We start from the raw sequence: 15,578 nt of genomic DNA, 5'->3' as shown, positions 1-15,578 counted from the left end.
GTTTTGTAATTCAGTCGATGCCGTACGTTAAAGAAAGCGTAACAAGCCGGCCACTTGTTACGCTCCTCTTGATCAGCTTGGTCATAATAGTGTCTGTTACTCTGATGATTCCGTTCCGTATTTACGCTCTCCGAACCACTCTTCATAAATGTCGTCATACGTTCCGTTGTCAATCAACGTCTGGAGCGCTTCATTCACATCTTCTACAAGCTCGGAGTCCTTCGGAAAGGCTATCCCGTACTGCTCTCCCTGGAGAATATCTCCAGCGGTCTTCAAATTCTCTGCATCGTTTGCCACATAATACTGTACGTTTGGCACATCGTACATGACGGCATCTAAACGACCGGATTCCAAATCCAAATACGCTTCAACAATGCCGGGGAACGTAACGAGCTCGGCATCCGGATGGTTCTCTTTCAGATATGTTTCACTGGTCGTACCGGAACGAGTTCCCACCTTTTTACCAGCAAGGTCATCCTCCGATTGGATTTCTTCGTTATCTCCATTGACTGCTATCATTAAGCCGGCATCATAGTATGGATCGGAGAAAGCAATCGATTCTTTACGCTCTTCCGTAATTGTCATACCGGCAATACCAATATCATAGCGGCCGGACTGCATGCCCGCTACGACACCATCAAATTTCATGGATTCGATATCCACGTTGAAACCTGCTTCATCTGCGACCGCTTTAATAAGATCGATATCGAAGCCTTCCATTTCGCCTGTCTCTTCATTCATAAACTCAAACGGAACGAAGTTGTTATCGGTAGCGACGGTGTACGTTTCACCAGAGTCGCCGGAAGCATCTTCATCCCCGCCACAAGCGGCAAGAATAGATACCATAGCAAAAATCGTAATTAATAAGACCCACTTCTTTTTCATTTTTCTCCCCCTTATGAAAGATCGCTTCCCCATTATCTCAAATATAAATAATAATTAAAATTTTCTGAATTATTTGTTTTCAGCCTTATTATTGGATATTCACCTAATTTAGATGTCAGGAAGACATTTTTCTCATATTTACGACTTTTTCATCGGCTTTCCTCGTTATTAAACTAAAAAAAGTCAAAAAAAGTCGTTTAAAGATTTCACCAAAGGGTAGTGGGGAATATTGGACTTTTAATTTCTAATAGAGGAAGGGTAATCATGCCTAACGAGTACAAGTTGGATACGACAGATTTCCAGTCCTTAAGGACCGCTTCCAGGAAAATGTTCCATATTATCAGCGAACATCTGGACGTCCAAACTGCCTATATTGCTAAAAAAGATGATACAACCATGACTGTGCTTAGTTCTTATAACAGAGATGAAGGTATCATCAACGAGGGATATACGGTGGATTACGGAGGTACATACTGTCGGTTTATATTAAACAGCCGCAATAAAGCAATGACCACAGAAAATTTAATGCAGGAAGCACGGACGAAAGACTTGGCAGTTACGGATGAGCTGCGCAAAAGAGGGTTTCTCGGCGTGGAGCTTACGGATGTTGATGGCAACACGTTCGGTACCCTTTGTGTAATGGATTCCGAGGAAAAGGTATTTGAGCAGGAAGACATTCGTTTCCTGAAATCTATCGCTGACGTTCTCTCCCATATAATCGAATTGGATCAAACGCAGTATAATATGGCTTTGCTAAATGTCCCGATCATACCGATTACAAAGGGTGTATCGATTTTGACTATCCAAGGAATTATTGATGAACGACGGGCGAAAAAGATTATGGACACTACCCTTCGATACGGGGCGGAGAAGGACATTGATTATTTCATCATTGATTTGTCCGGGCTGGTCATTTTGGATGATCTTTTCCCGGACGTGCTGGCGAAGCTCGTTCATTCCCTGGAATTAATGGGAATTGAAGCACTAATGACAGGTATTACCCCGGCGATCGCCCAGCGCGAAGTGGAAAATGTAAAGTTCAACAAACTAAAAGCGAGAACCGTTGTTAATTTGGAAGCAGCTCTCTCGTCTATCGGATTTTCTTTAGTAGAGAAACAATAAAACCTCGTCACTGGACGAGGTTTTTCTTTTTATTATTTCTTTTCCTTTTCATATTCAATGACTTCTCCTGTTTGTCCATCCACCGTAACATCGTATTCGTGGGTATCATCGACAAGCTCGAATTCAAAGTGGCCGTCATCAACCTCTGATTCTGTAATGGTCCCGCCGGTTTCCTGTTCTGCAGTCTTTTCAGCAGTCGCTTGGTCCACCTTCAAATCAGCTGCGGATACTTGATCAGAATCACTGTCCGAATCCTCACGATCCACTTCCAACACTTCTCCGGATTCTGCGTGAATGTCTACGTCCATTTCCTGGCCGTCTTTGGTCATTCCTTTCACTTCATACTTCTGTACACCGTCGTCTACATCTTTTTCTACTTTAGTGATTTCCAAACCTTCCACTTCTTTAACCGCCGTATCTTCTGCCTGTTTCTGGGATACTTTGACGTTCTTATCAGACCATTGACCATCGTTACTTACCGCACTGACACCGAATGCACCGCCCAGAATCATTACCCCTGCCACTCCAGAAATCATCCATGTTTTCTTCATTTTGTTTCCTCCTTTGTTTTATCTACTTACACTATATCCAGGCAAGATGAGAACAAATGGAGTATAAAATGAGAATTTCATGAGAACCGATTAATCGTCCCAACTCACGGACATGACCTCTCCTGTCACGGCGTGTACCTGGACGGTTGCTTCTCGCTCATCCTTTTGTTCAATTTCTACTAAATAATAGATAGTTCCGTCATTCTCTTCGAGGTCCACGTCATCTACCTCTCCGTCTACTTCCGCTAATGCTAGCCTTTCCGCTTCCTGCTCGGAAATTGTCTTAGTTTCAGAGGATGGACTGTTTTCCTCAGGTGGGTCAGACGACTCTTCCTTCTGCTGTTGATCTGCAGTGTCGCTTCCAGCGACCCTCTGCACATTGGCAATACTTCCATCTACTTTCAGCACCGTGACTTCATACGTCCCTGCAGCTGTTTGAACAGTGGCTGTATAGTGGTCATCCTCAGCTATTATTCGGCTCACTTCTCCACTGTACTGGTCTTCCACTTTCGTGCGGACATCGTTATCAGTTAATGGCTCTGCACTGGAACGGTCATTAATCATCTGCCAGCCAAGGAGAAGGAAAAGGAGCAGGCCGACTGTTGACAACAATAACTTCCATAATTTTGACATAGGATCCCTCCTGTTCTTCTCATTGTATAGGAGTTATCTGAGATTCTTCTGAGAATGGGCAAGGATTATTGAAGCCGTCGTGCCTTTCCCTTTAATACTCGTCAACTTCAGTTCCGCCCCAATTGCCTCGGCAAGCTCCTGTGCAAGGGATAACCCAAGGCCATATCCTTCCGAGCGGGATTGATCAACCTGATAGAATCGGTCGAACACGTGTTCAAGTTCCTGACCCGTCATTCCAATCCCTTCATCAACCACATCGATAATGACCTTACTACTGTGCTGTTTGACAAAAACAGCGATTGCTTCGTCGCTGTATTTTTTTGCATTGTCCATTAAGATATAAAGCAGCTGCTTCAGCTTCTGTTCGTCTGTATATACGGTTACGGCACTATCTGAAAGTAAGCGCACCTGTCGACTATAGGCTTTTTCAAAGGAGACTACCGTTGACTCAAGTAACGAAACCAGCGGTATATTCTCCTTCTTCACATTCCAGTGCTCCTCTTGTTTCGCCAATAAAAGCAGCTGCTGAGTCAGTGCTCTCATTTGCTTCGCCTCAGAATAGATTGCCTCTATAGATTCACGGAAGAGTTTCTCGTCTTTATTCCCACGACGTTTCAGTAAGCTGGAATAGGATTCAATAACAGTCAATGGTGTTTTCAATTCATGGGATGCGTTGGATACGAACTGCTCTTGACGTTCATAATTTCGCTCGAGCTGTATGATCATTTGATTAAAGGCATCCGCCATCTGATCAAGTTCATCCTTGGACTGCTTCTCTGTCTCAATCTGCTTGAACTCTCCACTTCCCCTGATTTCCTGCATCGTATCGGTAAGCGATACGATCGGCTTCGTTATTAGGTTGCTAAGGATGCGCGCAGAAAGAAAAAGTGGAAGGATAGCAAGAATGGTAACGACCAAAAGCACTAGTCTTAAAACTTCTAAGTTGGACGACGTTGAAGCAAGACTCTGCGTCAATTGCAGAGACGCCACTTCTCCATTCATCCAGAGAACCGGAACAGCAGCTACAGCGTGAGGTGTTTCGTCGTATTTCTCTACTTCCACCTGTTCTCCCTGATAATACCGGTACTCCTGATCAGCGAGGTCCTGCTGACTGCCTGCCGCCACCGTTTCCGCTTGTCCGTTTCGGCGTATGATTCTAATCATACCGTTTGCCGGTACATAAGCCCTGAGAAGGTCTGTGGACAGGGAAGTGCTCTCCTGTTCGTTGATACCGGCAGCGATACGCTCTGCCTCGAGACGCGTTTGTTCCAAGTCGCTGTCGTAACTGATATGGCTGAACGTGAAATAAACAGACAGGCTGATCAGGACCAGTAAGACAGTGAACAGCATTGTGGTGTAGACGTGGATTTTATTCGATAATTTCATCGCAGATCCTTTAACACATAACCGACGCCCCGGACGGTGTGCAGCAGCTTCGGTTCATAGTTCTTGTCCATTTTGTTACGAAGATAACGAATATAGACGTCCACGATATTCGTATCTCCATAGTAGTCATAGCCCCACACCCCGTCGAGAAGCTGCTCCCTGTTCAAGACCTGCCGCTTGTTCTTCAATAAATAAACGAGCAGCGCGAATTCTTTAGCGGTCAAATCGATCTTATCCTCTCCGCGGCTCACCTCATGTGTCGATTCATTTACTTTAAGATCCGCAAGAGACAAACCCGGCTCGCCTGTTTCATCAGCAGGTTTGAAGCGTAGAGCAGCTCGAATTCTTGCTAATAATTCTTCAAAATCAAACGGCTTGGTCACATAATCGTTTGCGCCAAGGTCCAGCCCTGTCACTTTATCTTCGACGTTATCTTTAGCCGTCAGCATAATTACAGGAGTTGCCGTATCTCCCTTTCTTATTCGCTTCAGCACATCGGTACCGCTCATACTTGGAAGCATGACATCAAGGAGAACCAGGTCCCAGGACTTCGAACGGAAAAGGTCCATCCCCTCCGCTCCATCGTGTGCCTTTGTCACGGTGTAACCTTCATACTCGAGTTCGATTTCAAGCACACGCGCAATTTTCTGTTCATCTTCAATAACGAGAATATCCGCTTTCATCACCTTCATCCCTCTTTCCCTTTTATTGTTTAGCATCATTCTAGCAGACATACCCATCAACGCGCATAAGAAAAGACGATTCGATAAACGAATCGCCTTTAAACTATTTCGGGAGCGGATCCGCTTCCATCAGCAGATCGACGATGTGAACCGAATCCATCACCCCACTCTTTCCTTCCCTTTCGACACCAAGCTTCATCTGCAGGAGGCAGCCTGGGTTGGACGTTATGATCCTGTCCGGCCCCGTCTGACAAACGTCCTTCATTTTAACATCCAGGATATCCATCGCCTCTTCATAGTTGACAATGTTATATACCCCCGCAGATCCGCAGCAGAACTCCGGTCGATCCAGCTCTTTTAAGGTAAGCCCCGGAATACGCTTTAAGAGATCGATGGGTTCGTTCGTCACCTTCTGAACATTTCTCAAATGACAGGATGGCTGATAAGTAACTGCCACATCCAACGACTTATTAAAGATAAGGCCGTCCATCTCCACCAATACTTCCGATATGTCTTTCACCCGATGTGTAAATTGGAGAGCCCGCTTGTGCCATGTTGTTCCTTCTTCAAAAAGAGTGGCATATTCGATTAAACGTGCTCCGCATCCTCCTGCATTATTCACAATATAATCGAAGTTCTCTTCCTCAAATGCTTCTATATTTCTCTTGGCCAGCTCCGTCGCCTCTTCCTTTTTTCCGGAGTGACCATGAAGGGCCCCACAGCACGTCTGCAGCTCAGGAATAACGATCTCTGCTCCACTTCGCAGGAGCAGTTCGAGCGTATTTTCATTGGATTCAAAAAAAACGCTGTCCATGATACATCCTCTAAAAAACCCAACCTTAGCTTTAGCCGGGCGCATCCTTACATAGCGATTCGCTCTCTGCTTACGCAGATTCGGCGGCGGCATGGCCGGGAGCACCGATTCCATCTGTCCAAGCGGCTCGGAAATACGCTTCAGGAGCCCGAAATGACCAGCTGCTTTCTGTATCCCCGTCTTCTGATAGAGCCACGCCGCATTTCCCAGGAAATCCATCCACTTCGAGGAAGGAAAAAACTCCTTGTATAAGAAGCTTTCCATCCATCTTTGCGGGCGGGGCTTTCCTGTTTCTTCTTCCATGACCGTCTTTGCACTTTCCAAAAGCTCTCCGTACTGGACGTTAGTGGGACAGACGACTGTACAGGCCATACAGCCAAGGCATTTCTCAATCGGTTCTTTCAATTCCTCTACTGCCGCTTTTCCTTCTGCCACCATTTTAATCAGATTGATCCTTCCCCTTGGCGAGTGCGTTTCTTTCTCCATCGTTTCATATGTCGGACAGGCTGGGAGGCAATAGCCGCACTGGACACAATCAATGGTCCTGTCATAGGACAACCTTTCTTTCAATTGTTCACTCATCTGTCAACACCAGCTTCTGACCCTTCTCTGGAAAGATCTTTCCCGGGTTAAGAATTCCATTCGGGTCCCAACTGTCCTTGATGCGTTTCATCATCTCAAGACCGACTGCTCCGAGCTCTGCCTCCATGAAGGGAGCTTTCATCGTGCCTATCCCGTGTTCTCCTGACAATGTACCTCCGAGTTCCAGTGCAGCTTCAAACATGGCTTCCACTGCAGCTTCTGCACGCTTCATCTCTTCCTTATCCCTTTTGTCACATAGTACATTTGGGTGGAGGTTTCCATCTCCTGCATGTCCGAATGCGACAACTTCGACTTGATATTTTTCTTTTATTGTATGTAACCGGTCGATGAAGTCAGGAATTTTGCTTCTGGGAACGGTAGCGTCTTCCGAGACTTTGGTCGGTTTGATTTTGGCGATTGCAGGGGATACTTGTTTTCTTGCGTGCCAGATGGCAGCTGCTTCCTCTTCGGTTTTAGGGATGATGATTTCCACAGCACCGACATCCAGCATGATTTCTTCGACAAGCCCGCGTTCCACCCGAAGCGTTTCCGGATGACCGTCAAGCTCAATGATGACGATGGCAGCAGCATCGACGGGAAGACCGACAGGCTGGAAGTTCTCGACAGCGACGATACAGGCCTGGTCCATAAATTCCATCTTAGCTGGTAGAATCCCGGAAGTGAGCGTCCGTGAAATCGCCTCTCCTGCTTTCCTCACCTCTTGGAATGCGACCATCATCGTTTGTACAGCTTTCGGTTTCGGCATCAGCTTCAAGGTCGCTCCGACAATGACCGCAAGCGTTCCTTCCGACCCGACTATCAGCTTCGTAAGATCGAAACCTGTCACGTTCTTAATCGTCCGGCCACCGGTTCTGATTATTTCCCCCTCCGGTGTCACTACTTCAAGGCCGAGAACGTGATCCTTCGTCACACCATACTTCAAGCCCCGGGGCCCGCCGGAATTCTCCGCAAGGTTGCCGCCGATTGTCGCAACATGAGCACTGCTTGGATCAGGAGCGTACATTAAACCATGCTCCGCAGCCTCCGCATTAATATCCACGGTCTTCACACTCGGCGTAACGTCTACAGTCAAATCATAAGGCTGCATTTCGATCACCGCAGGCCATTGGGACATATCAAGAACGATTCCTCCATAGACAGGAAGAGGACCGCCACTTAGACAAGTACCCGATCCCCTTGGATAAACCGGTACACGACAGCGGTTCGCCACCTTCAAGACAGCTGCTACTTCCTCTTTCTTCTTCACCTGGACGACGGCTTCGGGCATATATTCACCGAAGGATGCGTCAAAACTGTAGCTGTAACGATCGGCGGCCGATGTGAGAATTCTTTCTTCCGGCAGAATCTGCTGGAGTTCCCTCAACCAATCTTTCATTCTATCCAACCTCCCTGGTCATTGCTTCATAGATTTGACGTTTTTCAGAGACGGCTTTCCTTTCAAATCATTAATGACTTCGGTTATTTCCTCAAAGTAATCCGATGCTTCTCCCCATTGTTCTGTGACAAGATTGACAAAAAGAATATCGATCATGTGGAGCTGGGCAAGCCGCGAGGATGTAGCACCGCTGCGGAAAGGTGCTGGAATCTCTCTAGAGGCGGATATATACAGCGAAACATCAGCACAGGCTGTAACCGGAGACTGTCCATATCTTGTGAGGCTGATCGTTTTGGCTCCTTTTCGTTTAGCAATTTCCATAACTTTGGCTGTTTCGTATGTCTCCCCGGAGAAGGAAATACCGAAAACCACATCCCGGTCAGAAACGTTCGCGATGTTCATGGCAGCATTATGTAAATCGTTGAATGCCGAAGTAGCCTTATTCATGCGCATGAACTTCTGTTGGGCATCCTGAGCAATAATGCCCGACGCACCAACACCGAAAAAATGAATTCTCTCGGCATTTTTCAAAAACTTTATGGCTTCAGACAGGGTCTTGTAATCGACCAGCTCGGTGGTTTCCTTAATTGCCTGCACACTGTTGTTAGTTACTTTCTCTACAATTAAATCCGAAGGCTCTCCGGGCTGAATATCCCGGTACTGTTCCTCCGGTTTCTTCTGCAGGTCACCGGAGATTCGAAGTTTCAACTCCTGAAGCCCCTTTAAACCAAGTGATTTGCAGAGGCGGATGACAGCCGCGCTGCTTGTTGAACTCAACTCCCCGAGCTGAGACGCTGTGCAGTGTATCGCTTCATGCGGCTGATCCAGAATGAAGCCCGCAATTTTTCTTTCTGAAGGAGGTAATTTATCCTTCATTTCTTTAAGCATGACTAGACCGCCTGTAAGCGAAGCTTTCATGATCATCACCACTCTTATCCTTTAATAGCTCCTTCCGTCATCCCTTTCACAATCCGGCGTTGGAAAATCGCATAAAGAACGATGACCGGAATGATAGCGATGACGAGACTCGCAAATAATGTTCCCCAGGCATTGGTATACTGGGTTTCGTTACTAATAAAGTCAATAGCCAGTGCCAATGTATAGTTTTCTTCTGTCTGGAGAAAAATCAATGCCATAAAATATTCATTCCAGAACTGAATCATATTCATAATCGTTACGGTAATAATTCCGGTAGTAGACAACGGCGTGATCACTTTCCACAAGACACCGTAAGGAGACATCCCGTCGATAGCTGCCGCTTCTTCCAATGATTTTGGGATCGTGGCCATGAAACTCGTAAGTACGAAAATGCTGAATGGCAGTTGGCTGACAGCATAGACAATGCTCAATCCGAAGATGTTATCAAGCAGATTCAGCTGCATGAGCAGGAAAAACAACGGAATCCATCCGAGTACCATTGGGATCATCATCGCAGAAATGTATAAAGTAAACAAGACACGGTTCCCACGGAAAACCATCCGTTCGAGCGCATAAGATGTCGGAATCGCCATCATTAACGTAAGCGTCGCTCCAAGCCCTGTGACAAGGAAGCTGTTGAATACGCTTGTATCTATATTATAGTTACTCCAGGCGTCCACGAAGTTGGAAAACGAGAAGCTCTCCGGAATCCCCCATGGATTTCGGTATATCTCCGCATTCGACTTGAACGCACCAAGAATCATCCAGAAAATCGGATACAGAACGGCCAAGGACCAGATGATCAGTGGGACACGGACGATCGTCCGTGAGAAAAAACTGCCTTTGTGCACGGTATTCCCCTCCTGTCGTTTAATACTCTACTTTCTCCCGCCTCATAAAAAACTGCAGGATAAGTACCGTCACGAGGGACAGAATCAATATCATTACCCCGATTGTAGCCCCGTAACCGAAATTGTATTTGACGAATGCCTGCTCATATAAATAGGACCCCATCACATGTGTCGAATTGTTCGGTCCACCCTGGGTCATGACCTGGACGATGATGAAGGAGCCGTTCAATGTTGTGATTATGATATAAAGGATCGAAATTTTGATCTGTGGCCATATAAGTGGAAGCGTTACTTTCCAAAATTGCTGCCACTCGGTCGCACCGTCTATCTCCGCCGCTTCATAGTAGCTCTTCGAAATGTTCGAAATTCCTCCCATGAGCATAAGCATGAACAAGCCGATACCGGCCCATATCGACGGCAGTACCAGACTCGGCAGAGCCCAGTCTTCACTTCCAAGCCATGGACGCTGCAGGCTTTCAAGACCGATAAATTCAAGCCCCGAGTTTACCAAACCAAGGCTTGGGTTGTAGATGAACATCCAGAGAATACCGATAACGACGACGGACATAATATTTGGGAAGAAAAATACGATCCGATAAAATGGTGCTTCTTTAATTTTCAACTGAGTCAACGCAACCGCGAAGAACGTCGCTAGTACCATGATGCCGATTACCTTCGTAACGACGAGGAAATAATCATGGAGGATCGTATCAGGGATAATTCCATCACTGAACAACCGGCGATAATTATCAAAGCCGACAAATTCAGCAATCGAAGAGGAACCTGACCATTTAAATAATGAATAATAAAGCCCGTTGAACAAGGGATAAAGGGTGAAAACCGCAAACAAAAGAAACGTCGGAACAAGGCAGAACGCCAAAAACAAATATCTCTGCCGCTTCGACTGGACCATCCTTCCCACCTCTTTCTCTTTCAGATTCTTTCTTGGACAAAGGAAGAAAAAGGGAATGCAGAAGAGTGAATCCTCCACATTCCGCTGAAATTCCTACTCGAGACTCTTACGATATTCCGCAGCTGCTTTTTCTGCTTCCTCCACGAATTCTTCCGCAGTAATATTACCCAGCATGAGAGAGACCAGCGAATTACTTACAGGCGTTTCCAATTCAGAGCTCATCGGATGCGGTTTCTGATAGATTTGAACCTGCTCCGGATCGTTAATCATCTCGTTCGCTTCAATAAGAAACGGCGGGACTTCCTCACTGGAAGAAAGGTCGACTCCCTGAAGGTTCATAATTGCACCGGTATGCTCAGAAAAGCTCTTCGCATATTCCTTCGTAAACACGAACTCAACGAACGCTTTGGCAGCTTCCGGATTTTCGGCCTTCTCTGCGATCGCCAGTGGGCGAAGATCCGGTACGATCGCATATGGTTCACCCTCTGCCTGCATTGGAGATGGAATAAATCCGTATTCGAAATCTTCCGGTGTGTCATTGGCCATTTCATTCGGCAGCCAGAAACCAACCGGGATAAATGCATTATCATGGAGAAGGAAGTTCATTTGGGACTGTGTATGATTGAGCGCACCAAATCCAGGATCGATCAGCCCATCCTTCTGCATCTGCTCCACATTCTTCATCACTTCCAGCACCGGCTCACTCGTCCACGCACCTTCTTTTCCTGTGATGACATCCGTTAATAGTTCATCCCCACCGGCTGCACCGAATGCCGGGTAAAGGACACCACGAAGGAAATAATATGGATATTGACCGGTTGTAACGAACGGTGCGATATCCTCTTCGTCCTTGATCGTCTTCATCGTTTCCATAAAGCCAGGGAAATCTTTCGGAACATCCCAGCCTTTTTCTTCAAACCAAGCATTGTCATACCACGTTCCCCATGTATCGAAGACTAATGGAAGGCTGTAAATATCGCCGTCATAGTCAGCCGGGTCGACGATAAAGCTTTCGTTCAGCTTGGAACCGTCTTCCAACTCTATACCGCTCACCCATTCCGACAAATTCATCAACTGCCCGTCTTCCACCATTTGTGTTTCACTGGAACCGGCACCGTCAATGTAAACGACATCAGGCGGATCGTCGGATACCCAGCGTGATCTCATTTCTTCGTTAATGTTCGGTCCGGCATGTTCTGTAATGGTCACATCCGGGTATTCTTCCTGAAAATCTGCAATGACTTCTTTCCACCACGAATCCCCGTAGCCTCCGACAAAATACTGGATTTCCAGCTCGCCGGAAATTTCTCCGGATGAACTTTCCTCTCCTGAACCATCTCCTGAGTCCTCCTCGCTCGACTCATCTGATCCTGCCCCTGGAGCACATCCAGCCAGCACCACGAATACAAACAGAATACCTATCATCCACCAAGATGAAACGTTCCGCCACTTGTTCAAAGCAAAGCTCCCCCTTTGTTTTGGTCATTTATTTGAAACCATTGAATGGTTTGCAAATCAACTGTTCGTTTCCAGCGCTTCTCTCAGCTGCCCCTCATGAGCCGCTAGCAATGTTTGTGCTTCTTCATAAGAAACAGACTTTAAAAGCATTAAAATAGCCGGTTTCACCTGCATATCCGCTTGTTCCAAAGCAGATTCCGCCTCTTCATACTTCGTCTTCGTGCTTTCCATCAAAATGCTTTTCGCGCGTTCACGGAGTTTATGGTTGCTTGCGTGGACGTCGACCATCAAGTTCTCATAGACTTTGCCAAGTTTCACCATACTGACGGTACTGAGCATATTAAGCACCATTTTATGAGCGGATGCTGATTTCAACCGCGTCGAACCAGTCAATACTTCCGGTCCGACGATGACTTCGATCGGACAATCCGCGAAGGTGCTGATTTCTGATGCTTCATTACAAGAAAGTGAAACCGTAAATGCACCGATACGGCGGGCCTCCTTCAGAGCACCAATAGGATAAGGCGTCCTGCCGCTTGCTGTGATGCCGACGACCACATCCATCGGGGAGACTTTCTTCTTCTGTAAATCCTCTTCTCCTTGTCGTTCATCGTCCTCAGAGTTTTCTTTCGCCTTAAGAAAAGCTTCCCCACCGCCTGCCATGACCGCCTGGACCATATCGTAGTCCACTTGAAATGTCGGTGGACATTCAGAAGCATCCAAAACGCCAAGGCGGCCGCTTGTACCTGCCCCTACATAAAAAAGACGTCCCCCACGCTTCAAGGCTTCCGCAATCCGATCTACTGCTTTCGTTATCTGTGGCAGCACCTGCCTTACAGCGGATGCCACTTTCTGATCTTCATCATTCATCACCGTAAGGATTTCTGCGGTTGTCATACGATCGAGTTCTCTTGTTCGCTCATTTCTCTGTTCCGTCGTCAAAGATGCCAAGGAATCTGTCATCTATTCTCCCCCTCCTTTATTACCAAGGACGGCTGAGCCAGTAAAGCTGCCCCAAATTCCGGAGGCCCGTATGCTTCCACATGCCTGCCCCATCCTCGTTCCTCCATTTGTCTGACGAAGTATTTCTTCAATACATGGGAATGAGTGAAAATTGATCCAGCCGTCACGACTGCCGGTATCGTGTTAAATCCTTTACGTCTTATAGAGTAGAGATGAAGCAGCAATTCCTCCGCAGCTGTATGCAAAATGCGTGTTGCCGTACTGTCCCCCGTCTCCGAGGCTGCAATAACACATTCTGCAACACCGGCGATTGTCTGCTTTTCCATTCGAGTTCCCTCATGGATAAACCGGATCAGCTGTTCCGGTTTATCCAGCTGCCACTTTTCCAGAAGCAGTTCTGTCAGAATGGTTTCCCCTCTTCGTCCATCTGCCGCCTTCGTCACTTCTGATAACGCTTTCAAAGATATGTAATATCCACTTCCTTCATCACCAAGGATATGCCCCCAGCCGCCACACCGATGCAGCCTGTGGTCCGGAGCAATTCCGATGGCGCTTGAACCAGTCCCTGAAATGACAAGAATACCCGACTCCTCGTGCGGTGGTAGTGCACCTCTTAAAGCCGCATGACTGTCCGATCCGATAAACAAGTGGCAATTTTCAGAAAAAATTTGATTTGAAAATTTTTTTTGGGCTATTGCCTTCATTTGCTGCTTATCTTCTGCTCTTCCGACTCCCGCAAGACCGACTCCCACTCCTGCAACTTCCTGTGGATCAATGCTGAATTGCTCCATACCTTCCGAAATTAAAGACTGAATCCGGCCCCACGCCTTTTCAAAGCCAATGATATGTGGATTCGTTCCAGGTCCTACCACTACCATAGGATCCGGAGAGCTGGTTGTTTTCCCTGCTTCCATAAATAGACACGCCGTTTTCGTTCCTCCTCCGTCTATTCCAATTACATATTCCATAGACGACCTCCAATGGGAATGATTGACTATATTATAGATTTATTGAATTTTTATGTCAATATACCTTTTTATATTCCGTTATTTTATTTCAAAAATAACAAAGCAAAAAGCCGGGGAACTCGAATTCCCCGGCTACCCTGTTTCTATGCTGAACGACGTTCTTGATTGTGCATCTCCTGCTTTAAACGAAACGGAGCCGTAATCAATGCCAGAATTAAAAATATTCCCATGTATCCGATTACCGGATAAAAGATACTGACAAGCTTTGTAAACCCTGCAAAGCTTAAGATAAATGCGGCTATGATGGAAACAGTAACGAACTTACGGTGGGCAGGTGTGCCGACCGTCGTAAACCTTGCGGAAAGGGAGAAGAACATACTCACTGCGGTATTGAATACCATCCCGAATAGAATAATGGAATATAGGATTCCGAGGGCAGGAGAGAGATCGTCCACCATCTTCAGCATCGGCATATCATACGTGCCCACGACCTCTATTTGAGCGAACATAGCTAGATGACTCAATACGATCATCAGACCGAGGACCAGTCCACCTACAAGACCGCCAAGAGAAGAAATGCGCTCATCGTCTTCATTTCCTCCCATCAATAGAGACATGGAAGCTCCTAATGCCAAGTTCAAAGATACATAATTAATGGAGGACATGAACCAATTGGAAACGGCCGATGGCTGCTCCTGAGCAACCGAGTTCCACTCGGAGAACGTCCCGTCCATGGTGATTAAGCTGTATATCGATACACCGACCACCGAAACGACCAGGAATGGGGTGACGCTGCCGATGATCCGAATGACTTTCTCTACATTTAACATAACCGTCGCCAGAACGATAACACTCATAAGAATGACGCCGAATAACGGGGAAAGACCGAACTGCTGACTAGGTATCGATCCAGCACCAGCAATCATGACGACTCCGATACCGAACAAAGTGAAAATGATAACGTAATCAACGACGACCCCTAAGTATTTTCCGCTTACGCGGTAGATCGCTTCTTTATGAGATTTTGCCTTTAAGCGTGTCCCTATTTTTGTAAGCATCATTCCAAGGTAAGCAAAGAGCGCGGTTGAAATGACCGCTCCTATCGTACCGATCGTACCAAAACTCGTGAAATATTGAAGAATTTCCTGACCGGAAGCAAATCCTGCTCCCACAATGATTCCAATGAATGCACTAGCAATTTTCAATACCCTAATCAAAACATACATCCTCCCAACTCTGTCTTCACCTGGTGATTCAACAAAATGTAAAGGCTTTCAAACCGGTTGAACTACCTCAGCTTATCATGAATGCGTTTTCTTATGTTTGTCATTTTAAACAAACCATAACATATATGTTCGTTTATTTACACAAATAAATCAAGTGTAAAAATGCGGATGTCTGTTCTGAGAAAGCATGATAAAATAGAACTAACCATTGTTATAGAAGGAGAACGGC

The 15,578-nt window shown here is 46.4% G+C and carries 15 protein-coding genes; 1 reads left to right on the top strand and 14 read right to left on the bottom strand.

What is annotated here, in order from left to right; translation table 11 throughout:
• Positions 1-96: 96 nt before the first annotated feature.
• A complete protein-coding gene (locus D479_RS04610; protein ID WP_008634193.1) occupies positions 97-885 on the bottom strand; it encodes a glutamine ABC transporter substrate-binding protein in 789 nt (262 codons plus the stop codon).
• Positions 886-1,149: 264 nt separating this feature from the next.
• Between D479_RS04610 and D479_RS04605 the strand changes: the two genes are divergently transcribed.
• Positions 1,150-2,007: an STAS domain-containing protein gene (locus tag D479_RS04605; RefSeq protein ID WP_008634191.1), complete on the top strand. Its 858-nt coding sequence runs from the start codon at positions 1,150-1,152 to the stop codon at positions 2,005-2,007.
• Positions 2,008-2,039: 32 nt separating this feature from the next.
• Here D479_RS04605 and D479_RS04600 read toward each other — a convergent pair whose 3' ends face one another.
• The 13 genes from D479_RS04600 to D479_RS04540 all read right to left on the bottom strand — a co-directional run bounded on the left by D479_RS04600 (position 2,040) and on the right by D479_RS04540 (position 15,340).
• On the bottom strand, positions 2,040-2,558 hold the full coding sequence (locus tag D479_RS04600; RefSeq protein ID WP_008634185.1) for a PepSY domain-containing protein: 519 nt from the start codon (positions 2,556-2,558) through the stop codon (positions 2,040-2,042).
• 90 nt (positions 2,559-2,648) lie between these two features.
• Positions 2,649-3,191 (bottom strand): PepSY domain-containing protein, encoded by a 543-nt coding sequence (locus D479_RS04595; RefSeq protein ID WP_008634184.1) that lies wholly within the window; start codon positions 3,189-3,191, stop codon positions 2,649-2,651.
• A 33-nt stretch (positions 3,192-3,224) separates the two neighbouring features.
• Positions 3,225-4,577, bottom strand: coding sequence for a HAMP domain-containing sensor histidine kinase (locus D479_RS04590; RefSeq protein ID WP_008634183.1), 1,353 nt, complete (start codon positions 4,575-4,577; stop codon positions 3,225-3,227).
• Positions 4,574-5,260, bottom strand: coding sequence for a response regulator transcription factor (locus D479_RS04585; RefSeq protein ID WP_008634181.1), 687 nt, complete (start codon positions 5,258-5,260; stop codon positions 4,574-4,576). Before D479_RS04585 ends, D479_RS04590 begins: the two co-directional genes overlap by 4 nt.
• Before the next feature lie 103 nt (positions 5,261-5,363).
• Positions 5,364-6,656 carry a (Fe-S)-binding protein gene (locus tag D479_RS04580; RefSeq protein ID WP_008634179.1) on the bottom strand — a complete coding sequence of 431 codons (1,293 nt, stop codon included), beginning with the start codon at positions 6,654-6,656 and terminating at the stop codon, positions 5,364-5,366.
• On the bottom strand, positions 6,649-8,052 hold the full coding sequence (locus tag D479_RS04575; protein WP_008634177.1) for an FAD-linked oxidase C-terminal domain-containing protein: 1,404 nt from the start codon (positions 8,050-8,052) through the stop codon (positions 6,649-6,651). The genes D479_RS04580 and D479_RS04575 overlap by 8 nt, the downstream gene beginning before the upstream one ends.
• 18 nt (positions 8,053-8,070) lie before the next feature.
• Positions 8,071-8,970, bottom strand: coding sequence for a MurR/RpiR family transcriptional regulator (locus tag D479_RS04570; RefSeq protein ID WP_026578181.1), 900 nt, complete (start codon positions 8,968-8,970; stop codon positions 8,071-8,073).
• A 14-nt stretch (positions 8,971-8,984) separates the two neighbouring features.
• Complete coding sequence (locus D479_RS04565) at positions 8,985-9,821, bottom strand: carbohydrate ABC transporter permease (protein ID WP_008634174.1); 837 nt, start codon at positions 9,819-9,821, stop codon at positions 8,985-8,987.
• Between the two features lie 19 nt (positions 9,822-9,840).
• Complete coding sequence (locus D479_RS04560; RefSeq protein WP_008634172.1) at positions 9,841-10,734, bottom strand: sugar ABC transporter permease; 894 nt, start codon at positions 10,732-10,734, stop codon at positions 9,841-9,843.
• A 93-nt stretch (positions 10,735-10,827) separates the two neighbouring features.
• Positions 10,828-12,159 (bottom strand): extracellular solute-binding protein, encoded by a 1,332-nt coding sequence (locus tag D479_RS04555; protein WP_039870803.1) that lies wholly within the window; start codon positions 12,157-12,159, stop codon positions 10,828-10,830.
• Between the two features lie 90 nt (positions 12,160-12,249).
• Positions 12,250-13,155, bottom strand: coding sequence for an N-acetylmuramic acid 6-phosphate etherase (gene murQ, locus D479_RS04550; protein WP_008634167.1), 906 nt, complete (start codon positions 13,153-13,155; stop codon positions 12,250-12,252).
• Positions 13,152-14,123, bottom strand: a complete 972-nt coding sequence (locus D479_RS04545) for a BadF/BadG/BcrA/BcrD ATPase family protein (RefSeq protein ID WP_008634164.1) — start codon at positions 14,121-14,123, stop codon at positions 13,152-13,154. Before D479_RS04545 ends, murQ begins: the two co-directional genes overlap by 4 nt.
• A 143-nt stretch (positions 14,124-14,266) precedes the next feature.
• A complete protein-coding gene (locus D479_RS04540) occupies positions 14,267-15,340 on the bottom strand; it encodes a hypothetical protein (protein WP_008634157.1) in 1,074 nt (357 codons plus the stop codon).
• Positions 15,341-15,578: the final 238 nt, after the last annotated feature.

The sequence above is a fragment of the Halobacillus sp. BAB-2008 genome, assembly GCF_000328325.1.
Classification (GTDB): Bacteria; Bacillota; Bacilli; order Bacillales; family Halobacillaceae; genus Halobacillus.
Note: the sequence above shows the minus strand (reverse complement) of the source record. Positions and strands in the feature narration are given on the sequence as shown.